21 protein-coding genes, 3 pseudogenes and 1 riboswitch are annotated in these 22,474 nt (G+C 46.0%); of the genes and pseudogenes, 9 read left to right on the plus strand and 15 right to left on the minus strand.

Annotated elements, in window-relative coordinates; translation table 11 throughout:
* Positions 1–3 precede the first annotated feature (3 nt).
* The 3 genes from V2H45_RS06880 (at position 4) to V2H45_RS06890 (ending at position 3,689) form a co-directional block, all read left to right on the plus strand.
* Positions 4–282 (plus strand): Uma2 family endonuclease, encoded by a 279-nt coding sequence (locus tag V2H45_RS06880; protein WP_330482885.1) that lies wholly within the window; start codon positions 4–6, stop codon positions 280–282.
* A gap of 25 nt (positions 283–307) precedes the next feature.
* Positions 308–1,915: a hypothetical protein gene (locus V2H45_RS06885; protein ID WP_330482886.1), complete on the plus strand. Its 1,608-nt coding sequence runs from the start codon at positions 308–310 to the stop codon at positions 1,913–1,915.
* Between the two features lie 163 nt (positions 1,916–2,078).
* Positions 2,079–3,689 (plus strand): transglutaminase domain-containing protein, encoded by a 1,611-nt coding sequence (locus V2H45_RS06890; RefSeq protein ID WP_330482887.1) that lies wholly within the window; start codon positions 2,079–2,081, stop codon positions 3,687–3,689.
* A gap of 38 nt (positions 3,690–3,727) precedes the next feature.
* Here the strand turns inward: V2H45_RS06890 and V2H45_RS25550 are convergent.
* The 3 genes and pseudogenes from V2H45_RS25550 to V2H45_RS06900 form a co-directional block, all read right to left on the minus strand.
* Positions 3,728–4,185 (minus strand): annotated as a pseudogene (locus V2H45_RS25550) (transposase).
* Positions 4,186–4,345: 160 nt separating this feature from the next.
* Positions 4,346–5,485 (minus strand): DUF1501 domain-containing protein, encoded by a 1,140-nt coding sequence (locus V2H45_RS06895; protein ID WP_330482888.1) that lies wholly within the window; start codon positions 5,483–5,485, stop codon positions 4,346–4,348.
* Between the two features lie 84 nt (positions 5,486–5,569).
* Positions 5,570–6,811 (minus strand): DUF1800 domain-containing protein, encoded by a 1,242-nt coding sequence (locus tag V2H45_RS06900; protein WP_330482889.1) that lies wholly within the window; start codon positions 6,809–6,811, stop codon positions 5,570–5,572.
* 79 nt (positions 6,812–6,890) lie between these two features.
* Between V2H45_RS06900 and V2H45_RS06905 the strand changes: the two genes are divergently transcribed.
* A complete protein-coding gene (locus V2H45_RS06905; RefSeq protein WP_330482890.1) occupies positions 6,891–7,472 on the plus strand; it encodes a retropepsin-like aspartic protease family protein in 582 nt (193 codons plus the stop codon).
* A gap of 79 nt (positions 7,473–7,551) precedes the next feature.
* Here the strand turns inward: V2H45_RS06905 and V2H45_RS06910 are convergent, their stop codons facing one another.
* The 7 genes from V2H45_RS06910 to tpiA all read right to left on the minus strand — a co-directional run bounded on the left by V2H45_RS06910 (position 7,552) and on the right by tpiA (position 13,927).
* A complete protein-coding gene (locus V2H45_RS06910) occupies positions 7,552–7,836 on the minus strand; it encodes a TMEM165/GDT1 family protein (RefSeq protein WP_330482891.1) in 285 nt (94 codons plus the stop codon).
* Between the two features lie 72 nt (positions 7,837–7,908).
* Entirely contained in the window at positions 7,909–8,322 is a 414-nt protein-coding gene (locus V2H45_RS06915; RefSeq protein ID WP_330482892.1) for a TMEM165/GDT1 family protein, read from the minus strand.
* Between the two features lie 228 nt (positions 8,323–8,550).
* Positions 8,551–9,783 (minus strand): elongation factor Tu, encoded by a 1,233-nt coding sequence (tuf, locus tag V2H45_RS06920; protein ID WP_330482893.1) that lies wholly within the window; start codon positions 9,781–9,783, stop codon positions 8,551–8,553.
* A gap of 44 nt (positions 9,784–9,827) precedes the next feature.
* A complete protein-coding gene (gene fusA / locus V2H45_RS06925) occupies positions 9,828–11,903 on the minus strand; it encodes an elongation factor G (protein ID WP_330482894.1) in 2,076 nt (691 codons plus the stop codon).
* Between the two features lie 110 nt (positions 11,904–12,013).
* The gene (rpsG, locus tag V2H45_RS06930) at positions 12,014–12,484 is read right to left on the minus strand and encodes a 30S ribosomal protein S7 (protein WP_330482895.1); all 471 of its coding nucleotides are present in this window, start codon (positions 12,482–12,484) and stop codon (positions 12,014–12,016) included.
* A gap of 119 nt (positions 12,485–12,603) precedes the next feature.
* Complete coding sequence (gene rpsL, locus V2H45_RS06935; RefSeq protein WP_330482896.1) at positions 12,604–13,011, minus strand: 30S ribosomal protein S12; 408 nt, start codon at positions 13,009–13,011, stop codon at positions 12,604–12,606.
* 160 nt (positions 13,012–13,171) lie between these two features.
* Positions 13,172–13,927, minus strand: coding sequence for a triose-phosphate isomerase (gene tpiA, locus V2H45_RS06940; protein ID WP_330482897.1), 756 nt, complete (start codon positions 13,925–13,927; stop codon positions 13,172–13,174).
* A gap of 341 nt (positions 13,928–14,268) precedes the next feature.
* Between tpiA and V2H45_RS06945 the strand changes: the two genes are divergently transcribed.
* The 4 genes from V2H45_RS06945 to cobJ all read left to right on the plus strand — a co-directional run bounded on the left by V2H45_RS06945 (position 14,269) and on the right by cobJ (position 19,859).
* Positions 14,269–15,756: a glycosyltransferase gene (locus V2H45_RS06945; RefSeq protein WP_330482898.1), complete on the plus strand. Its 1,488-nt coding sequence runs from the start codon at positions 14,269–14,271 to the stop codon at positions 15,754–15,756.
* A 125-nt stretch (positions 15,757–15,881) separates the two neighbouring features.
* Positions 15,882–15,953: riboswitch (adenosylcobalamin-variant (AdoCbl-variant) riboswitch) on the plus strand.
* 62 nt (positions 15,954–16,015) lie between these two features.
* Entirely contained in the window at positions 16,016–17,659 is a 1,644-nt protein-coding gene (gene cobG / locus V2H45_RS06950) for a precorrin-3B synthase (protein WP_330482899.1), read from the plus strand.
* Positions 17,659–18,435 carry a precorrin-2 C(20)-methyltransferase gene (locus tag V2H45_RS06955; protein ID WP_330482900.1) on the plus strand — a complete coding sequence of 259 codons (777 nt, stop codon included), beginning with the start codon at positions 17,659–17,661 and terminating at the stop codon, positions 18,433–18,435. The genes cobG and V2H45_RS06955 overlap by 1 nt, the downstream gene beginning before the upstream one ends.
* Complete coding sequence (cobJ, locus tag V2H45_RS06960) at positions 18,432–19,859, plus strand: precorrin-3B C(17)-methyltransferase (protein WP_330482901.1); 1,428 nt, start codon at positions 18,432–18,434, stop codon at positions 19,857–19,859. The genes V2H45_RS06955 and cobJ overlap by 4 nt, the downstream gene beginning before the upstream one ends.
* Before the next feature lie 46 nt (positions 19,860–19,905).
* Here cobJ and V2H45_RS06965 read toward each other — a convergent pair whose 3' ends face one another.
* Genes V2H45_RS06965 through V2H45_RS06975 form a run of 3 tightly spaced genes read right to left on the minus strand, consistent with a single transcriptional unit; the run spans position 19,906 to position 21,387 of the window.
* Positions 19,906–20,664 (minus strand): cobalt-precorrin-6A reductase, encoded by a 759-nt coding sequence (locus V2H45_RS06965; protein WP_330482902.1) that lies wholly within the window; start codon positions 20,662–20,664, stop codon positions 19,906–19,908.
* Between the two features lie 11 nt (positions 20,665–20,675).
* Complete coding sequence (locus tag V2H45_RS06970; RefSeq protein ID WP_330482903.1) at positions 20,676–21,119, minus strand: HNH endonuclease; 444 nt, start codon at positions 21,117–21,119, stop codon at positions 20,676–20,678.
* Positions 21,112–21,387: a hypothetical protein gene (locus V2H45_RS06975; RefSeq protein ID WP_330482904.1), complete on the minus strand. Its 276-nt coding sequence runs from the start codon at positions 21,385–21,387 to the stop codon at positions 21,112–21,114. Before V2H45_RS06975 ends, V2H45_RS06970 begins: the two co-directional genes overlap by 8 nt.
* A 248-nt stretch (positions 21,388–21,635) precedes the next feature.
* On the opposite strand from V2H45_RS06975, the gene V2H45_RS06980 reads away from it, so the two are divergent.
* Positions 21,636–21,902, plus strand: a complete 267-nt coding sequence (locus V2H45_RS06980) for a hypothetical protein (protein ID WP_330482905.1) — start codon at positions 21,636–21,638, stop codon at positions 21,900–21,902.
* A gap of 57 nt (positions 21,903–21,959) precedes the next feature.
* On the opposite strand, the pseudogene V2H45_RS06985 reads toward V2H45_RS06980, so the two are convergent.
* Positions 21,960–22,061 (minus strand): annotated as a pseudogene (locus V2H45_RS06985) (IS1 family transposase); the annotation flags it as partial.
* A gap of 337 nt (positions 22,062–22,398) precedes the next feature.
* Positions 22,399–22,474, minus strand: a pseudogene (locus tag V2H45_RS25555) (photosystem II protein D1); the annotation flags it as partial.

Below are 22,474 nucleotides of genomic sequence, written 5' to 3' on the forward strand. Positions count from 1 at the left end.
CAGATGACTGCCTATATGTTGGAGCAACAGCTCAAGCAACAGTTCAAGCACAAATTCACAGTGCATCAGTATCACCAAATTGCCGAAACGGGCATTTTCTCTCCAAGCGATCGCGTGGAATTATTAATCGATGGAGAAATCATCAAAATGTCACCTGTGGGTCGAAAACATGCAGCTTGTGTGGCAAGACTAAATGATACATTCTCAATATTGGCATTCCCAGATTTGAATTGTGTCTGGACGGATATGTTCGCAAATTCTTTCGACCGTCCCAACGTTTAAACCTAATGTCTAAATCGAGAAATCCATGACAGCAATCACTTGGCTAGATCGAGTCGGTAACTGGAATCCACAGCTATTGCGCGAGTTTAGGGGCAGACTGAAGCCGCGTACGCTTGCCGTAGCAATTATTGCCTCAGTCCTCGTGCAGTTCTTGCTAGTCCTATTTTTTAGCCAACAACTACCTAGTGACATCTGTAACTCCTCAAGGTATTGCTGGATTCGCGACTGGCAGACATGGTGGCTGTATCAGTTTCGGATTATTACATGGGGCATTCCCTATGTGCTATTTCTATCGGGCGTGTTTAGTCTGATTGCCGATCTCACCCAAGAAGAGCGCAAAGGTACGCTCAACTTTATTCGGCTCAGCCCGCGATCGAGCGCAAGTATTCTGATCGGCAAAATTTTGGGCGTCCCCATTTTGCCCTACATCAGTATTTTGCTGATCGTACCTCTGCATTTGATTACAGCAGCAGGGGGAGGCGTCTCATGGGGCTTTATGCTGAGCTACTATCTCATTCTTATTACTACCAGTGCTTGTTTGTTTAGTGGGGCACTGCTTGTTGCCTTTTTGAGTAACTCCCGCTTAAATATTGGGGAGCAATCGATCAATGCAATTCTTTACACTTTTTTGACTTTCACCATTTTCACTCCCATATTTTTTGCTTGGAACTTAAATACGATATGGAGTCAGTTTGGTTTTGTGTTGACAGGAAGTGAAATCAAAGCTGCAAATTTTCAGTGGTTCTATTTACCGATCGCGAGATATTTGCCCGTTGCTCACTTGTTCATCTTTTTCAACTTACTATTTGTGACTTTGGGAATCTGGCAGTTGCTCAAACGGCGTTTTCATAATCCCTCTGCCACGATTTTGAGTAAGCAGCAAAGCTACGTGCTATCTGCCTATGTGGAATTGTTTGTAATGGGCTTTTTCGTACAGGGAAATACCTATCGCTTCGATAATTCAAATTTATCCAATATTGCCACACTAATCGCTTTACATATTTTTCATCTAGCTTTCTTTTTTGGGCTGATTTCTACCTTGTCCCCTAATCGCCAGTCTTTGCTCGATTGGGCTCGCTATAGCGCTTTAACCCGAATGACCGTTAGAAACGATCGAGATTCCACACAGAATTCATCGCAGCAAAGTAATACTTGGGGTTATCTGTTACGAGATCTAGTATGGGCAGAAAAGAGTCCAGCCCCTGTAGCGATCGCTGTCAATATCTTGATTACCCATACCATCCTTTTGATTTGGATATATACCAGTTGGCAAACTACAACGAAGGAATACACTCAAGCATTTTTCATTTTGGCATCGCAAACTTGCATCATTATGATCTACGCTGTCTTGATCCAGCTAATTTTATTGGGTAAGATGCGCCGACCTGAAATTTGGGCAGCAGGAACTACGATCGCCCTATTCTCCCTACCACCCATCATCCTGTCAATTTTGTCGATTCGTCCTGCAAATGCCCCTGCTCTATGGCAATTTTTGGGGTTTCCTTGGATAGCACTTCCCTATGCATCACAACTAGATGTAACGTTGGGATTTTTAGGGCAAATTTTTGTGATTCTGTTTTTAAGTTGGCAACTGAGTAGCAAGCTACAGAGAGCAGCACAGATTGATGGTTAATTGGTACTTGGTTATCGGTATTTTGGGGATTGCCACTGAAACCGACAACTGACAACTGATAGCTGACAACCGATCGCTGACAATTGGCAACTGAACAACTGAAGTTTAATGTTATATTTCGGCTGTTGACTTCCAATCAATCCCATCAGGAAGAGGAACATACATGATATCTGCTTTGCCTAGAACAATTCATCCTGCTGGGGCGTATACCCTTTATGGTTTGGTGTGGCAGGTTGAAGCCCCAGATGGCAAACCATATGCGATCGCCCTTGATGCCTATCAAGGACATTTGCTCAAGATCGATCCCTTTACAGAAAGTGCCACCGTTCTAAATGCCCACACAGCTCTGGACTTTCGGGATGCTACAGGCTTTGCGATCAATGCAGGAATTCTCTGGGTAGTGCGGGGCAACACAATTTACTACTGCAATATGGTTGATTTCGACCTTCAACCCTTTATGGAACTGCCTCAGCCCATCGAAGGAATTGCCGTATCCGAAGGAGGCGTTTACATCAGTTCGCGCTCTGCTGAAAAGATTTTTGTAGTCGGACGCACGACCCGAAGCTTGCTGCGCACCATTCCCACACCCGGTAGTGGTGTGGAGTCCCTCACTCTGCGTAATGATGAGTTGTGGGTCAGCGATCGCAATGAGGAAACCGTTTATTGTCTGGATGCCAAAACAGGTGAAATTAAGTTTCGCGCCCTCACCCCCTTTGCCAACCCATCTGGTATCGGCTTTTGTGAGAACGATCTCTATGTCGTCTACACCGATGATGAGTTTTACATTCGCGATAATCCCAACGATCCAGATCCTTTGTCAGTACAAGTACGCGATCGCACGTTTATTCACCAACTGCAAATCACGCAAGTAGCCAGTAAGGCTCGCCACACGCTATCTAATGGCTATTTAGTCGAGATGGTCTACCTTGAGGAAGCTTCAGCAGATGAGCCTCAGGACGTCTTCGATCTGACTTGGCGCATCGCTTTACCCGATGATACCGATCGCCAAAAATTGCTCTCTGTCGTTCCCATGGGAATGCCCTTTGAAGAAGAAGTTAAAGATGGGCAACGCATCGCTGTCTTTAAAATTGGCGATCTCAAAGCAGAGGAAGCGAAGCTATTTGGTTGGAAAGCTACCTTAGAGCTGCATGGGATTAAATACGAACTCAAACCAGAGGAGGTAGAAAGCTTACCGCCGCTATCTTCAGAAATGCAGAGCCTTTACCTAATCGACGATGATGGGTTGGGAATGGATATCCCTGCGATTAAAGTTGCTGCTAGGGAAGCCGTGGGTGGAGAGACAAATATCATTCGACAAATGCTCAAGATTCGAGAATATGTCTATGACAAACTCTCCTATCGAATGCAGCCCTATATCGATAGCCCTGACGTAGTTTTAGAGCGCGGCACGGGTTCTTGTGGCGAGTATGTGGGATTGCTTTTGGCATTAGCAAGATTGAATGGAATTGCCTGTCGCACCGTGGGTCGATATAAATGTCCTCCCTATGCCGATCAACAAAATGTCATCCTGCACCAATATTACAATCACGTCTGGATTGAGTTTTATATTCCTGGCTTTGGTTGGTTCCCAATGGAATCTAATCCCGATGATACAGGCGAACGTCCCTATCCCACGCGCTGGTTTATGGGCTTACCTTGGTATCACGTCGAAATCGGCAAGGGTATTACCTTTGAAACCATTCGTCCGCAGCCCTTCTCTATTGGAGAACTCGCTCTCAATCACGTACGATTCAAAATCCTACGAGAATTGTAAGGTTTTTTCAGATTGTCATATAGAACCCATTTGATATCTTAGGAAGCAGGCACAAGGCGTTTAAGCATAAGTCTGAAAAAGCAGAGATTGAGCCTAGTCTCAGCATTAGCTAAAGTTCCGTTAACGTTCTTGACAAGGCTTTTACATCTCTCCATCCAAGTATTGGATCTTTCAACAATCCAACGCATGAGAATGCTAACAAAACCAGATTTCCCTTGTGCTACCCTTTCCTCTTTTGAAATTTTTGGGGAAACATTAAATCTGATCTTAGTCATAATTTGTGGATAGATCTTCTCTAGTTATGTAGTCAAATGTTTAGGATCATAACCATGATCCACCATGACTGTAATCTTGGGGATATTCACTGGTTTAGGTTGAAAATAATCCATATTTCTTCAAACATCTCGATTAACCCTCGATTGTCAGATACACTGGCTTTCGTGCAGTGGATGCAGAAAGGAAAACCAAGCGTATCAACAGCTAAATACCGTTTAATGTCGTTGGTGGCTTTATAAGAAAAAAAACTCTAATGTCAACGGTTTGGAGACTGCAATTACCATTTCCCAATCCTCGGTAATAAGCTAACGCTTAAGGTACAGAAAACTATCGTACTGCATTAATTCTCATACTTGTTGAAATGTTTTGACCACTGATTTTCAAGCAAGAAAACCAACTTTTGCAAAATCTTGAGCTAGCACTTGTTTAGGATCGACGCGATCCCATTGGCTGAGGATTTCGGAGTAAACACTGCGAAAATCTATCTTCATGGGTAAATTTCCTTTCTCCAAACTATCCAAAGCTGGATTTCCGCCATATAGCCCCGATCGCACTTTTCCCAACAAAATTACGGGACCCGTTGTGCCGTGATCGGTTCCACCTGAGCCATTTTGAGCGGGTCGCCGCCCAAATTCGCTTTGCACCATAATCAAGACATTTTTGTCCATGCCCCTAGAAATTAAATCTCGATTCAGCGCCGCCAAACCTAAGCCCAATTGTTCCAAAAGCTGTTGTTGTCGGCGTGCCTGACCTGTATGCGTATCCCAGCCTCCAATTCCTAAATACAGCACTTTCGGATTTGCCTCTAGAACCTTGCCTGCAAGGGCAAATTGTCGCCCGATCGCGGTTTTAGCATAGCCATGATTGTCCACGCGGCGATCGAGATCTTGGGCGAGTTTTTTGACTGCTTGTTCGCTCTCGATCACAGAGCGGCGTACCTGTTCTGCTAGAGGACTGGTCTGTGGTGTGGCATACATGGCGGCAATTGCCTGCCCAAATTTACCGCTACTGCGCACAGCGAGATTTGGGGATAGTTGTAAGAAGCGATCGCGACTGCCTGTCAAGGCCAAGGGATACTCTTCTCCTAAAAAAATCGCATCTTGGGTATTTGCGTTTACAGATTCTAAATATCGGGCAAGCCAGCCTGTTTCCGCCGCCCCCTGAGGATTGCCACTCTGCCAAATATCTTTGGAACGGAAATGAGACAGACTGGGGTTGGGATAGCTGACGTTTTGTACGACAGCAAGCCTGCCACTATCTAGAATTGGCTTTAGCTCCTTGAGTGCGGGATGCAGCGCAACCGTACTTGAGATCGGAATGCCATCCTTGATTCCCAAGCTAGGTCTGAGTTTGAAATAATTGGAATCTTTATAGGGGATAAAGGTATTTAAGCCGTCATTCCCACCCGCCAACTCAATCACCAGTAGCGTCTTCGCCTCGCTACTACGCCCAAAACTTGGTTCTAAAGCAGTCAGAACTGCTGCGCCCACCACCAAAGTCAAAAAATTTCGTCTTTTCATCGGTTTAGAATTTCAGTTGTCAGTTGTCAGTGCAAATTACAAAAGTATCGATAACCAATAACCAGTTACCGATAGCCATATTCCTCATGCCAATTGATAGGTAGGTGACGATAGGAGCAGGGCTGTGACTTCGCGTGGAGATAGTCCCGAAAACGAACTCACCAGACTGGGATCGGCTTGACCGTCTAATAACAGGGTCACCAGATCGGAGTTGGAAAAGCGATCGGGATTAAAGTCAAACCCACCATCATCGCCATAGTCTTTTGTCAGTTGCTGGGCGAGATTGAGCCTTGTTAATAAAGAAGGTGCAGTTAACCAACCCGAATCCCCCAACCAGCCTTTGACGCTCGGCGCATTGTAGGGAGATTGCCCCATCGCACGTAAACTTCCCTGTAGCTTGTCATAATCGACTTTGATCTGAAGCTGTCTGAGACTACCAACAATAAAGTAAATCGGAGTTTTGATATGACTGCGATAGGCTTTGGGGCTATAAAATTCAGGGCTGTTAAAGATTGCCTCCACCACAGCGCGAATACTGCGCTTGTTTTGCGTATAAACATTAGCTAAGCGATCGACGATCGCAGGCTCAGGATCGTTATAGGCAAAAGTACTCCAGAGTTTGCTCCCGATTGCTCGTGCCGTACTGGGATGATTCGCCAAAATCTCGACCACATCTTCGGTTTTGAAATTGCCCGTGCGTCCCAAAAAGGTTTTGACGCCGCGATCGTGACGACGGGGCAAAAATAAAGCCTCGGCAGTTCCCGCTCCCCGATTGGGTTTGATCAGCCAGCCTGTCAGCGATCGCGCCCCTTCTTGAATATCCTTTTCTGTATACTGCCCCCGCCCGATCGTGAATAACTCCATCACCTCGCGGCTGTAATTTTCGTTGATTTTGTCGGCCTGATTTTGGGCATTATCTAAATAACTCAGCATGGCAGGACTGGTGGTGACTTGCCATAACAGTTCTTGAAAGTCTCCTAGGGCATAGGTTCTCAGTCGCTGTTCATAATCAGTGAGAAACTGCGGAAATTGCACCTTTCGCAAGGCAACGACAAAATGATCGCGCCAAACGTTGGTGATTTTTTCGTGGAGCGGATTGGGGGCTGAGGTAAGTTGGGTGAGTAACCATCGACTAAATTCGCGTACCTGTTTTCCCCTTCCTTTACCTTTGATGACACCACCCAGACTCGGCACAGCGATCGCAGGACTTTGTTGCAACCAATGCCCCAGTAGCGCATCGGGTCTTGTGTCACTGTGTAACTCATCCAGCGTGCCACCAAAACTGGCTCTCCGCAAAAAATGGGCTTTCTGAATCATTGGCTCCATAAGTTGGCTCCCACAGACTTAAATTCGTTGCACACAGAGTTAAGACTGCTACATTAGCAATAGGGTTCAAAGCATCAACATGAAAATTTTAGCTAGGTTAGGAGCGATCGCTTGCTTGGGTATATCTGTACTTACAGCGAGCGAGCTTTTTATTCACCAGACTGCCATGGCTCAAGAGAGCGACGGTTGCTTTATGGTGGACTCCAAAGGTAGAAAAATTAACTTGGGTGGACTGTGTAACAACGGTTCGCAGCAGAGATCGCAGACTCAGCCTTCATCAACCGTTACTAGTGGTGGTGTGATTCAGGCAAGAATTAAACGACGAGATCACGGTACACCGATCATTGATGTCACCTTCAATAACAATCAGACCTATGAAATGGTTTTAGATACGGGAGCTTCAGGAACCCTAATTACCGCACAGATGGCTTATTCTCTACAACTTCAAGCTGTAGGAGCCGTGAATGCGACCATTGCCGATGGTAGCAAAGTGCGATTTCCTGTGGGGATTGTGCGATCGATCTCTATAGGCACGGCAACGGTAACGGATGTACCTGTGGCGGTTTCAGACCACATTGAAGTGGGGTTACTAGGGCATGACTTTTTTGAAAACTTTGATATCAAAATCAAAAAAGATATTGTGGAATTCTACCCACGTTAGGATTCAGCTCAGCCCGATTCATTGAATTTAGTTCGGCTTTGCTCGCTGCTCATCGGGCGTAGATCTTACTGGGTCAAATTTATGAGTCAGCCTCTGGCTCACCCATGAGCAAACGTAATGCCATTCCTGCAAAAATGATTGCCGCGATCGCTTTGAGCAATCTCGTGGGCAAAAATTGCGATGCACTATCCCCAAGCAAAACGCCAATGAGACTAGCCAGTAACAAAGCCAAGGACGAACCCAGAAACACATATCGGGGTGCATCAGAGTTCCCGCTTAGTCCAATGGTCGCGATCTGACTTTTGTCGCCTAGCTCGGATAAAAAAATTGTGCCAAAACTCAGAAAAAATAGCTGCCAGTCCATGTTGATCTCTCAAAAATAACCTACGATGTCTGCATAAGCATCAATCCCTCAAGGGCAATTCATGAATTGCCCCTACCTCACAGCATCCCAGACTAAGCCCACAGCTAAGCAAAGGAAACTAAACCCTGCTAGGGTGTTGAGTAATTTGGGTGGTAAATGCTGATGCAGCCACTTACCTGCTATCACACCTAAAAAGCTGGTTAAGACCAAAGCGATCGCCGCACCTAAAAACACCACAATGGGAGACTTTGCCTGTGCCGCAATCATCAGGATTGTAATTTGGGTCTTGTCGCCCAACTCAGCTACAAAAACCGTTAGAAACGTAGCAACAGTAATTTTTAAGTATTCTGATTTGAGCCATGAAGAATCTTTGAGGTTATGATTCGATGCAACCTCAGGATTCATCTCAAAGCTAACTTTAGGATTAATTTCGGGTGTGTTTTCAGAATCAGCTTCAGATTTAATTGTAGACTTCACAGCAGTCATAAAAAGATTTTGCTTTCATAATCCTTTCATACTCTAGCCGATTTTTGCGAATTTTATATCTTTAGTGGCAAAGATTTCTAACTTGATTGCAAGGCTATAAGACCATAAGAGCTAAATTTGACAAAGGATCTCTTAAAACAAAAATAGATGGCGATCGCTCTAAGTAGAGAATCACCATCTATTTTCAGAAATTAGTCTAAGTTACTTGCTTGTCACCAACTTGAAGATTTACTTCAAGATCTTGGTGACAACGCCCGAACCTACAGTACGACCGCCTTCACGGATAGCGAAGCGCATTTCGTTTTCGATCGCGATCGGGTTAATCAACTCAACGGTCATCTTGACGCGATCGCCAGGCATAACCATTTCAGCAGCACTGCCATCATCAGCCGTAAAGGTAACGATGGTACCTGTTACGTCAGTGGTACGCACGTAGAACTGAGGGCGATAGCCAGGGAAGAAAGGAGTCTTGCGACCACCTTCTTTATCGGTCAGAACATAGACCTGAGCTTCAAATTGGGTGTGGGGTGTGATCGAACCGGGCTTAGCAATTACCATGCCGCGCTCTACATCCAGCTTTTGAATACCACGCATCAGAACGCCGATGTTATCTCCAGCGAGACCTTCTTCCAAGGTCTTTTGGAACATTTCTAGACCAGTAACAGTGGTGCTACGGGTATCACGAATACCGACGAGTTCCACAGAGTCACCGATCTTGACCTTGCCACGCTCGATCCGACCCGTGGCGACAGTACCACGACCTGTGATCGAGAATACGTCTTCAACTGCCATCAAGAAGGGTTTGTCAATTGCACGCTCTGGGGTTGGAATAAACGCATCAACAGCATCCATCAATGCGTAGATTTTATCAACCCAAGGATTTTCTCCTTTCTTGATTTTAGGATTAGAGGCTAGGGCTTCAGTTGCTTTTAAAGCCGATCCTCTAACAATCGGAATCGCATCACCGTCAAAGTCATAGGAAGATAGCAACTCGCGAACTTCTAGTTCGACAAGCTCGACCAACTCTTCCTCGCCTTCCATTTGGTCTTCTTTATTCAGGAACACGACCAGATTGGGTACACCTACCTGACGCGCCAAAAGAATGTGTTCGCGAGTTTGAGGCTCAGGACCATCAGCAGCTGACACCAAGAGGATGCCACCATCCATTTGGGCTGCACCGGTAATCATGTTTTTTACATAGTCAGCGTGCCCAGGGCAGTCAACGTGAGCGTAGTGACGTGCGTCAGTTTGGTATTCTACGTGAGCTGTGTTGATGGTAATGCCACGCGCTTTTTCTTCAGGTGCGGCATCAATGTCTTCATATTTTTTTGCTGCTGCCTGACCATTTGCTGCCAAAGTCATTGTGATTGCAGCAGTTAGGGTTGTCTTACCATGATCGACGTGACCGATGGTACCAATATTAACGTGGGGTTTGTTCCGTTCAAACTTTGCGCGTGCCATTTAAGTTATATTCCTTACTCTGTTATTCCTTTGATACTTTTTTACTACTCTTTGCTCTTGCTTTTGGCAATGATAGCTTCTGCAACACTACGAGGAACTTCCTCATAGTGGCTAAACTCCATAGAGAATATACCTCTACCCTGAGTTTTGGATCGAATGTCAGTGGCATAGCCAAACATCGAAGCCAGAGGGACTTTCGATGATACTTTAGCAATACCCTGTTCTGAGCCCATACCCTCAATTTGACCTCTACGAGAGTTGAGATCTCCAATCACATCTCCCAAAAAGTCCTCAGGCACTTCGACTTCCACTTTCATCACCGGTTCAAGCAAGACTGGACCAGCCTTCATCACAGCTTCCTTAATTGCCATTGAGCCAGCAATTTTGAAAGCCATTTCAGAAGAGTCAACATCATGATAGGAGCCATCAACCAAGGTTGCTCTTAAATCAATAACAGGATAACCCGCTATGATCCCCGATTCACAGGCTTCTTTCATGCCCTGTTCAGAAGGATTGATATATTCCTTAGGAACAGTACCTCCTACAATCTTAGAGACAAACTCGAAGCCAGTTCCAGGCTCTGTTGGCTCAAGTTCGATCACAACGTGACCATATTGTCCCTTACCACCGCTTTGACGAATAAACTTACCTTCAGCTTTAACAGCCTTACGGATCGTTTCACGGTAAGCAACCTGTGGTGCGCCCACGTTTGCTTCGACTTTAAATTCGCGTAACATACGGTCTACGAGAATTTCTAGGTGGAGTTCACCCATCCCAGAAATAACGGTCTGGTTAGTCTCAGGGTCAACCATGACTCGGAATGTAGGATCTTCTTCTGATAAGGCTTGTAAAGCCTTGGATAGCTTTTCCATATCTTGCTTTGTCTTGGGCTCTACTGCCACAGAGATAACTGGCTCTGGAATAAATAGAGATTCCAAAATAACTGGGTTGGCATCATCCGACAGCGTATCACCTGTAAATGTGTCTTTCATCCCCAGCACAGCACCCAAGTCACCTGCACGCATTTCATCGACTTCAATACGGTCATCAGCTTTCAAAATAATCAAGCGAGAGATGCGCTCTTTCTTGTTCTTACTAGAGTTCAGAACGTAGGAACCTTTCTTTAAGACACCTGAATAAACTCGGATGAAGGTAAGGCGACCATAGGGGTCAGACATAATTTTGAATGCCAAAGCAGACATAGGGGCACTATCATCTGCCTCACGAGTTGTCAGGCTACCATCTGGTAGCGTGCCTTGAATAGGAGGTACATCAATTGGAGCAGGAAGATAGTCAATCACTGCATCTAAAAGCAACTGTACGCCTTTATTTTTAAAAGCAGAGCCGCAAACAAGAGGGACAATGGTTCCTCTGAGCGTGCCTAGACGCAAGCCTGCTTTGATCTCTTCTTCAGTTAACTCAATCCCTTCTAAGTACTTTTCAGTAAGAGCATCATCAGTTTCAGCAACAGATTCAATCAGCTTTGTGCGAAACTCATTGGCTTTGTCAAGTACTTCTTCTGGAATGTCAGTTTCAAGAATATCTTTGCCAATTTCATCTTTATAGATGTAAGCGCGCATCTTGACGAGATCGACAATGCCTCGCAGATCGGCTTCACTTCCGATGGGGATTTGGATCGGGACAGCATTTGAGCGCAAGCGATCGCGAATTTGTCCGTAAACTTTGTAGAAGTTCGCACCAGTGCGATCCATCTTATTGACAAATACAATACGTGGCACTTTATAGCGATCGGCTTGACGCCAAACAGTTTCTGACTGGGGCTGAACGCCACCAACAGAGCAGAATACTGCGATTACACCATCCAAAACGCGCATGGAACGTTCGACTTCAATCGTGAAGTCAACGTGACCGGGCGTATCAATAATGTTGATTTTATGATCCTTCCAGCTTGTGGTGATCGCAGCTGCTGTGATGGTGATGCCGCGTTCGCGTTCTTGCTCCATCCAATCAGTTACTGCGGTGCCTTCATGGACTTCACCCATTTTATGTACAACACCGGAGTAAAACAAAATACGCTCTGTAGTAGTGGTTTTTCCAGCATCAATATGAGCTGCAATCCCAATGTTGCGTACTTTATCTAGAGCAATGGTTCGTGCCACGACGGTTTCCTCGTATTTGTCAGGAATTGAAAATTTGTATTAAGAATAATATAGCAACTTAACGGAGCGCAAAGATATAAATCTTTACTAGGTAAGTGCTACAGAGTGAATTAATAGCGATAGTGAGCAAAGGCTTTATTTGCTTCAGCCATACGGTGGGTTTCTTCACGCTTGCGAATGGTTGCACCCGTTTCGTTGGCAGCATCCATTAGCTCGTTGGCTAACTTGCTTGCCATGCTCCGACCGGGACGAGAGCGAGAATATTGCACTAGCCAACGCAGGGCAAGGGCAACACCGCGATCGCTGCGAACTTCCATGGGCACTTGATATGTTGCACCACCAACCCGTCTTGCCTTGACTTCCACGAGGGGAGTGGCATTGCGAATAGCGCGATCGAAGACCTCAATCGGAACGCTACCAGTCCGTTCCGCAACAGTATCCAGTGCCTCATAAACGATATGGGTAGCAACAGATAGCTTGCCACGGGTCATAATGCGCCTAATCAGCATATTAACTAAGCGACTGTTATAGACAGAATCAGGTGGGGTGACGCGCTTGGCGACTTTAGTACGACGAGACATTTTACTGAGTGATGAGGTTTAAGTTTGTTGTAATTGAAAAGCTTTCACTTTGAGAATATTCGCCACTTGTCATTTGCTTTAACGTATCGACGATGAGCGAATGATAAGCCTTGAATGGACTATCTCTTCTTTCCGGCGGGTGCAGCGGCCTGACCGGGCTTAGGTCGCTTAGCACCATATTTAGAACGTCCTTGCTTGCGATCTTTGACACCCGCTGTATCTAGTGTGCCGCGAATGATGTGGTAGCGCACACCGGGTAAATCTTTGACACGACCGCCGCGAATCATCACAACAGAGTGCTCTTGCAAATTATGCCCAATACCAGGAATGTATGCTGTTACTTCAAAACCAGAAGTTAGGCGGACTCTTGCTACTTTTCTCAGGGCAGAGTTGGGCTTTTTGGGGGTGGTGGTGTACACACGCGTACAAACGCCTCTGCGCTGGGGACAGCTCTTGAGGGCAGGAGACTTGGTTTTCTGGTTAGTATTCTGGCGCTCACTACGAATGAGCTGCTGGATAGTGGGCATAAAAGTTTATTGTGCTTGCGGTTTTATAGTGTAAATCAACAGCACATCATCTTAACAAAATATGCTAAATTAAGTCAATTTTTTAACAGCAAATTTTCTTGAGTTAAGTTTTTATTGGGGTGCTGTATCTGTGGTTAAGCTTGAATATTGCAGGATGGGTTTAGGGACTTTGGTAGTTGACAATGCGAGCAAAGCCTGTGGCATCAAGGCTTGCGCCACCCACTAACACACCATCAATTTCAGGTTGTGCCATGATTTCGTCAATATTCTCAGGTTTTACTGAACCACCATACTGAATTGTGACATCAGGATTGCTCAGTTTGCTGCGAATTAAACGAATCACGCGATTGGCTTCGGCAGTTTCACAGGTGTCTCCTGTACCGATCGCCCAGATTGGCTCATAGGCAATAATCAAATTTTGCTGATCGACTTCTTTCAGTCCATATTCTAACTGAGAAAAGATCCATGCTTCGGTTTCATTGGCATCACGTTGTTGCTTGCTTTCTCCCACACATAAGATGGGAGTGATACCGTGCTTTTGAGCGGCTTTTAACCTTTTGTTTACCGTTTCGTCGGTTTCACCAAAAAACTGTCGTCGCTCACTATGACCAACGATCGCAAACTTGATCCCCAATTCAACCAGCATGGGGGCGGCAATTTCACCGGTGAATGCGCCACAATCGGTCCAATGCAGGTTCTGGGCGCCGATATGGATGCTAGGTGATGTGACCGAACTTGCGACTACTTGCGAAATCGCTAGATCGGTAAATGGGACACAAATAAGGATTTGCTGGTTGGTTACGCTTGCGGCTTTTGCTGTAGCGTTAAGCTGTGCTGGGAATTCAGCAAAAAAGGCTTTTGCTTCAGACTGGGTTTTGTACATTTTCCAGTTGCCAGCAATGACGATCTTACGCAATGCTTGATTACCCCTGAATGTAAAAATTTAAAACGGTTAAGTAACTTTCTAGTTTACCGAAAAAGTGTATTTAACTCTCAGGAATTGGGTTAACCATGTCAAAACAACCATTAACCCAATTTTTTAAGAAGATTTCCAAGGTTAAGAATTTAAAACTTGAACAGGCTATGCCCCTATCTCACGTAAGAAGTGATTAGGGAGAAACTGAAAACTGCCCGTAAAACAACCTAGGCGATCGCTCATTCATATTTTATCAATGTCTTGCAAGGGATGAATTGAGTTACACTCAAAATCGTGTTTCTACAAAGCTTGTGCAAGATAAGTGAATAATTTTTAAGTTGATGGATAAGTTTAAAGACAAGATTCAGTTATATTTTGAGCAAATTGCGCCTGATTTAGATCGGTGGAGCGATCGCAACCGTTATTACTATAGAGATATCCAAAAGTTACACCAATACTTGGTTCCCAAGGGCAGTAAAGTCCTAGAAGTTGGCTGTGGTACGGGAAGTCTACTTGCTGCGGTAAAGCCAAGCTTAGGTGTAGGTATTGACTTTTCCCCATCTGCTATTGAGATCGCCAAAGATAAGTCTCAAACCAGCCATCAGGAATCTCAGACTTCTGGCTTAAGTTTTTACTGTCTTGATGCCGAAACTCTCACACCAGAAGATTTAAACTCAGAGAAATTTGATTTTATTCTGCTAGCAGGGGTTCTGGGTTATCTCAACGATATTCAGTCAGTACTCGATCGCCTCCAAGCCTTTTGCCATCCGCGCACGCGGATCGTTCTTGTCTTCCATAATTATCAATGGGAGGGTCTTCTACATTTTGCCGAACTGATCGGACAACGACGTCCGCAACCTCCACAAAATTGGCTTTCCCAACATGATGTACTGAACTTACTGATGGTTACTGGTTATAGTACGGTTAAGATTGGGAAGCGATTCCTTTTCCCAAAGTGGATTCCGTTGCTTGCGAACTTTATCAACCGTTATATTTGCCAACTGCCAATCATTGATAATCTCAACCTCACGAACTATATTATTGCCCGCCCTTCAATTTCCAGCGCTACCGAGGCGATCGCTAACTACTCAGTAACCGTGGTGATCCCAGCGCGAAATGAAGCAGGAAATATTCAAGCTGCTGTAGATCGCATGCCTGCATTGGGCAAACATACAGAAATTATTTTTGTGGAAGGTCACTCGCAAGATAATACTTGGGAAGAGATTCAACGAGTTGTTGTTGAAACGCAAAGAGTGGAAGAAGAGAATGGTTCCGGACAGTTCTCCTTTAAAATCATGCAGCAAAAAGGCAAGGGGAAAGCCGATGCTGTGAGATTGGGATTTGCCGAGGCAACGGGCGACATTCTGATGATTCTCGATGCCGACTTAACTGTTCAGCCCGAAGACTTACCTCAATTTGTTCAAGTTATCGCACTGGGTAGAGGCGAATTTATTAATGGTTCTCGACTAGTTTACCCTCGATCTGGAAAGGCGATGCCTTGGTTGAATACGTTGGCGAATAAATTCTTTGCTAGGGCATTCTCATATTTACTTGGACAATCGCTCAAAGACACCCTATGTGGAACAAAGGTGTTATGGCGCTCTGACTACGAACGCATCGTCGCCAATCGCAGCTATTTTGGGGACTTCGATCCATTTGGGGACTTTGATTTGCTGTTTGGGGCGGCAAAGCTAGGTCTACATATTGTGGAAGTGCCTGTAAGGTATCAGCCTCGCACCTATGGACAATCTAATATTGCCCACTTTAAAGAAGGCTTGGTGCTTTTACGCATGTGCTTATATGCCGCTCAAAAAATTAAGTTCATCTAACTACCCGATGAATTTCTGGTTTTCTTGCTGTGAAGGCTGAAAAATTACAATATGACCCAAGATTTCGTTAAGAAAAGTGCCGATCGCAGGCTTTTGGTAGTCAGCTTGTGATAGGTTTCAAAGACTGGGGGACGGGAAAGTTTGGTGTGATTCCGACGCTGTGCCGCAACTGTAAAAGCCAGAATGCCGATCCTCTAAGTGTTTGATGCTTAATGTTTGAATCTTAGTTCCCTGCGTCGCACAGGGAGGAGATAGTTCGTTGTCACATTCTAAACAAATACCCGAATTGCAGATTGATATAAACGCGAAATTACCAATCTGCCCAGGCTTATTTTATGGTTCCGTTGCCAAAGATGGCGTTTTGATGCGTATGCGGGTTGTGGGAGGAATTCTCGACCAGCCGCAGTGTGAAGCGATCGCCGACCTGACCGAGCGCTATGGGGATGGTTATGTCCAAGTGACCAATCGCGCCAATCTCCAAATTCGAGGGGTTCAGACAGCGATCGCCCCAGAAAGCTTTCGCCACTTACAAACCTTGGGTTTAGCGCCTCGCGAGATCGGCATCGATCCGATTCGCAATATGATGATAAGTCCTACGGCAGGGATCGATCCCCAGAGTCTGCTTGATGTTCGTCCTTTGGTAAAGGCTTGGGATGACTATTTGCAAACCCACCTCGAACTAGTCAACCTATCCCCTAAGTTTAGTGTTTGCTTTGATGGCGGGGAATCCGTTTCAGTCCGACATCTTCGCAATGATATTACCTTCGTCGCCGAGCAAAAAGCCGAGCAAATAAATAATCAGGAATTGGGCGATGCTTCAGGGATTTTGTTTCGGCTACATTTGAATGTAGAAGCCGATCGCACAGGCATGACAAACGTTGCGATCCCGCCAGAGCGAACGGTGTCTCTGTTAGCCGCCCTCGCTCAAGTGTATCTGGACTATATCGATCTGAAACGTGAAGCCTATCCCAGCAATCGTAAGCCCCGTCTGCGCCATCTTTTATCCGATTGGGGCGTAGAGCATTATTTGGAACGGGTGCAACAACTTCTATCTTTTCCTCTAACAAGGAGTGAAGCTTCCCCAGAGGCGATCGCTGACGAATCCTTTGACAAACCCTTCGCGCATCTTGGTAGTCACGCCCAATCTCAGCCAAACCTGTTTTATTTGGGAATTGCCTTGCCCCTTGGGCGCGTCACATCTTCCCAGTTACGTCGCTTAGCAGTGCTAGCGCAAACCTATGGTGGTGGGGAATTGCGGTTAACCCCTTGGCAAAATATTCTGATCGCAAATATTCCCAGCGATCGCCTACTGGCTCTACAAACAGAGATTGCTGACTTGGGGCTGCACTGGTCAGCTACGCGCTTAGATAGTGCCATGGTTTCCTGTACGGGACGAGGGGGCTGTGCGTCAGCCGCGACCCATACCCAAGACCATGCTCTAGAACTCGTGAAAACTTTAGAGTCTCAAGTGAGCCTAGATCGACCGATCGAGATTCATTTTAGTGGTTGTACTAAGTCCTGCGCTCAGTATCGGCACAGTGACATTGCCTTGGTGGGAACTGAGATTGTCAAGGAGGAGCGATCGCTCGAAGCCTATGACATTTATGTGGGAGCAAGAGATAAATTCCTGAATTCATCCTTTGGACGACCGCTATTGCGAGCAGTGCCCGTCGAGGAAATTCCTGTGGTTGTGGAACGGATGTTGCAGGTGTATCAACAGCAGCGATCGCCGGATGTAAATCTGTCGCCCCAAACGCCGTTTAGTCCATCCTTCAGACAGTTTGTAGATGGTTATTCTATTCCCCAGTTGCAGGAACTCTTTAATTTGGGATTGAGCGATCGTGACGATTCCAGAGAAGTCGGCAAGGAAATTGTAAATGCATTAACAAGTGAGAATTCATAATGATCGACTCCGAGATAGATCCAGAGATAAATCCTGAGATAAATGCTGCTGATGGAGAGCACGATCGCACTCCTCAAACAGGTCGCCTCTATGGCTTGGGGATTGGTCCGGGCGATCCAGAGCTGATCACACTCAAAGCCTATCGAATTTTACAATCAGTACCCGTGATTGCCTATCCCACCATGGAAAATGGTAAGGTGTTAGCGAGAGCGATCGTCGCCGACTGTCTGCGTGCCGATCAAATCGAAATTCCCTTGCCCCTGCCCTTTAGTCCAGTTCGCTCTTCTCAACCCTACTACGATCTAGCTGCCGAAAAATTGGCAGGTTATCTCAGTAACGGTCAAGATGTGGCAGTCCTGTGTGAAGGAGAACCATTTCTATATGGCTCCTTTATGTATCTATTTAATCGCTTGTCAGGGCAGTTTAAAACAGAAGTCGTTCCAGGAATTTCTTCTACAATGGCGAGTGCATCGGCATTGGGAGTTCCTTTGACCTATCGCGATGATGTATTGAGCATTATGCCTGCGACGCTCTCAGCCGAAGTTTTACGCGATCGCCTTGCGGTTGCTGACTGTGCAGTGATCATCAAACTAGGTCGTCACTTCAGTAAAGTGCGGGATGTCCTCGTAGAGTTGGGATTATTCTCAAGGGCACTGTATATCGAACGGGCGACGATGCCAAATCAAAGAATTGTAGCGATCGCGGAAGTCGATCCCGCCGAAGTTCCCTATTGGTCGCTAGTTGTGATCCCCAGTCAACAAAAGTCAGTGTCATGAAGCCTTCAGATCCTGTCTTTCCAACGCTTGCAGTCGTGGTGCTTGGGCAAAATAGCGTTCCCACAGCAAGGCAATTCATGGCTGCTCTACCCAATTCCATTCTCTATGGCTTGGTGGGGCGAACAGAGGGTGTGGATATCAGCTTCAGCGATTTCGGCGAAACGCTACGGGAACTGTTTGCTAAAGGAACACCAATTGTGGGTATCTGTGCCGCAGGCATTCTGATTCGTACCCTCGCACCGCTTTTGACCGATAAGCGTTCTGAGCCACCCGTCTTAGCCGTTGCCGAAGATGGCAGTGCTGTTGTGCCTTTACTGGGCGGTTTGCATGGCGTGAACGATCTAGCGCGTCAAATTGCTGACGCGCTGGGGATTGAACCCGCAATTACGACAACGGGAGATATCCGATTTCGCACGACATTGCTGAATCCTCCACAGGGATATAGGCTGGCAAATCCAGAGGATGCCAAGAAGTTTATTGCCGATCTACTCGCTGGTGCAACCCTGCGCTTAGAGGGAGAAGCCCCTTGGTTGCGCCAAAGCAAGCTACCGATTACCGACGATGGTGAATTGCTCATTCGTGTCACGGAAGAAATTGTTCCGCCCACGCCTAATTGTTTAGTCTATCATCCTACAAACGGTGCAACGGCATCGCGAGGTAAACTCACGATTGTCGGTACGGGACCAGGCAAGCCAGAATGGATGTCGCCTGAAGTGAAAGCCGTCCTGCGATCGGCAACGGATTGGGTCGGCTATAAGTTCTATCTCGATTTAGCAGGTTCCTTACATGCTGGGCAACAACGTCACGACTCAGATAACCGCGAAGAACTAGATCGAGCCAGATTTGCGCTTGACCTCGCCGCCACAGGAAAATCCGTCGCTGTGGTTTCCTCTGGCGACCCTGGAATTTTTGCGATGGCAGCAGCGGTATTTGAGGTGTTGGAACAGGAAGCCAAACCCGAATGGGAACCGATTGATATTCGTGTCGAACCTGGCATCTCTGCGATGCAGGCGGCGGCAGCTCAGGTGGGTGCACCCCTTGGGCATGACTTTTGTGCAATTTCCCTCTCCGATCTGCTCAAGCCTTGGTCGGTAATCGAGCAAAGAATTGCCGCAGTGGCTGAGGCAGATTTTGCGATCGCTTTTTACAATCCCGTTTCAAAACAGCGGACTTGGCAGTTAGGCAAAGCAAAAGAGATTTTATTGCAGCGGCGATCGCCTGAAACGCCTGTGGTATTGGCTCGTAATCTTGGTAGACCTAAGCAAGCGGTTCAAGTCTGCACGCTCGGCAATTTTAAGCCCGAAGATGCCGATATGCGAACCCTGATTATTATTGGTTCGAGTCAGACCCGCACCATTTCACGTAAGGATGGAAAGGTTTGGGTTTATACGCCAAGGCGATACGATCCCCCCAGATCCCCCTAAATAAGGGAAGAGAATCTGAAAGTCTCCTTGCTTGTGCGCAGGAGATTCATTGGACAAGTTGTTCCATTAGCCATGCGATCGCTGTGTCTACACTATCAACCTGCTCGACGGATGGGATCGGTGGGCGTTGAATGATAACAACGGGAATTCCTAATTCTCTAGCAGCAACGATCTTGGCACAGGTGGCATCGCCACCACTATTTTTGCTGACGATCGCATCGATCTGATATTCGATCAGCAGACTGCGTTCGCTTTCGAGGGTAAATGGGCCTCGTTTCAAGTGCAGCTTGCCATGAGGAACTTTAACGTTGGCGGCAGGTGGATCGATCGCGCGCATTAAGAACCAAATGGAATCGAGATCGGCAAAGGCTGCGAGTTCCTGTCTGCCGATCGTGAGGAAGACGCGCTTTGGAGAATTTCCTGCAAATTCGGATAAGGCTTGGGCAGCGGCAGTATGACTTTCAACTTCAATCCAGCGATCGCCTGTTTGCTTTTGCCATGGGGGACGAACGAGGATGAGATGCGGGATTCCACAGGTAGCGGTGGCGGTGGCAGCATGGGCGGAAATCTGGGCGGCAAAGGGATGGGTAGCGTCAATCAGTAAATCGATGTGGTTGTCTTGCAAGTAGGCTGTGAGTCCATCCTCTCCACCAAATCCGCCTATTCTGACATTTCCTATGGGTGCGATCGGGTTTTGCGTGCGACCTGCGAGAGAACTGATCGTTTCAAGCTTTGGAATCTTTGTGGCTTTGTCTGCTAAAGCGATCGCGTCGCCTGTTCCGCCTAAAATCAGTAAGCGTTTCATATTTTGATGAACTATTTGCTCATTCTTTTTTGTGCGGCAGCTATGGGATATCGAGCGATTTCTATCAATGTTTCTCGCTCTAGAATGCGTTCGTCGTTATTGAAATCAAGAATCCGTGCGGTCACTTCGCCAATATCTGTAGTTGATTGAATCACTGCCCCATTTAGTTGAAAGTGTTCTCCCCAAAAGTCTCTGCGGGGATTAAAGAACCTGACAAGCTCTCCATTGCGCCAGTTAATAGAGCCTAGATCTGTTCCTTTTTGCAGGTTGCAGAATGTACAGGCATAACAAAGATTGTCGGGTGTTGTGGCTCCACCATGTTTAACACTGATGATGTGATCGACTTGACAGCCAGACGATCTATCTACTGAAGAAATCAAGCAATATTCACAGAGGCGATCGGCTCGTTCAATGACTAAACGACGCAGTTCAACACGAATATATGGTCTATGCATTTTGCTTAGTTCCAGCGTTGGTGAGCAAGAGCTTATGTGCTTTGGCTTTGGCTAGAGTCATAATGTGTTCTAGTGTTAAAAAGCGATCTAACTCTTGCTTATCTTCTTTTGTAAGCTCATTGTTTTTAGCACCGTAGATTAAGTCCTCTAAACGTTCTTGTGCGGTTTCAGAGAGGCGAAAATCAATGACGCTTTGGGGAGTAGTACCAGCAGCAATAAAGTCGATGATTTCGTCATAGACTTTGGCTGTCTTCACAGATGTATTCATAACTGTGCCCTTTTTTCTGATTTTAAACTATCCAACTTGCAATACTGCTGTTATGACTCAGAAAGTCCATCTAATTTAGTAGTGGTAATCTCTTGATGAATTCGAGTAGCTTAAATTTGCGGATCGTTTTCCCTCCTGATGTCAATAAGCACTTCATACTTTGATGATTCATGCCGCAGTTTAAAATGAGCTGATTTACGAGGCTTAAGAATTATTGTATGGTGGGGAAAAATACGAAATTAGTCCCTATGCTCAAATATTTCCTCACGGCTGCTGCTGGTGTGGCGATCGGTCTTGGTGCTGGATATTTTTTATTTCACGATCCAAAATTGACTGCAAAAATTGATAAGCCAATTCCGATTGTGGTGAAACCAGAAGGCGGACTAGAGGCTCCTCTTTCGGTCAAGTCGCTCGAATTTAAGCAAAAAGGATTTACCGTAGTCCAAGAGAATGGTGTATCCAATTACTTCACCTACCTGCATGGACTGACGATCGTGATTAAAATTCCCAAATAGACTTCGTTTGGCATAGGCTAAACCCTTGGATGGGAAAGGCTAAATGCGATCTGCTAAAGACCATAACTCATCACACTGAATCGTCAGTCGCCCTTTTTTTGATGACACCTGTAACTTACGAGGCACCTGAGCATATTTTTCATTGACGGAGGTTTGCAGCATTCAGAGACTTTTACTACTACACGAGCGATTCTAGTGAGAGAGCCGTACCAAGAAACTCTACCTCTCTATCATTACATCTTGAGCACTACCGTTATTTGTAATCGACTTCCCCCTCAAATAACTTTAATGCCTTAACTCAGCTAACAAACCACTAAAATCAACTACGATGACGGTGCGACCTACCACTCAGCCAAAGTGGCACGCAATCGCGATCAATAAGGAAACAGCAGAAAAAAGCGATCGCTTATTGTATTCCATCCCTGACATTACAAAAAAGCCCTCCTTTCGGAGAGCTTTTTTATTTTTCTAATCAGAGACTAAACTATCGAATGAATTAACCGTTGATCGCAGGAGTAGTTAGAGCCACAGGAGCAACATCAACAGCAGCCAAGTCGAGAGGGAAGTTGTGT

The organism is Tumidithrix elongata BACA0141, assembly GCF_036349135.1.
GTDB classification, from domain to species: Bacteria; Cyanobacteriota; Cyanobacteriia; order Pseudanabaenales; family Pseudanabaenaceae; genus Tumidithrix; species Tumidithrix elongata.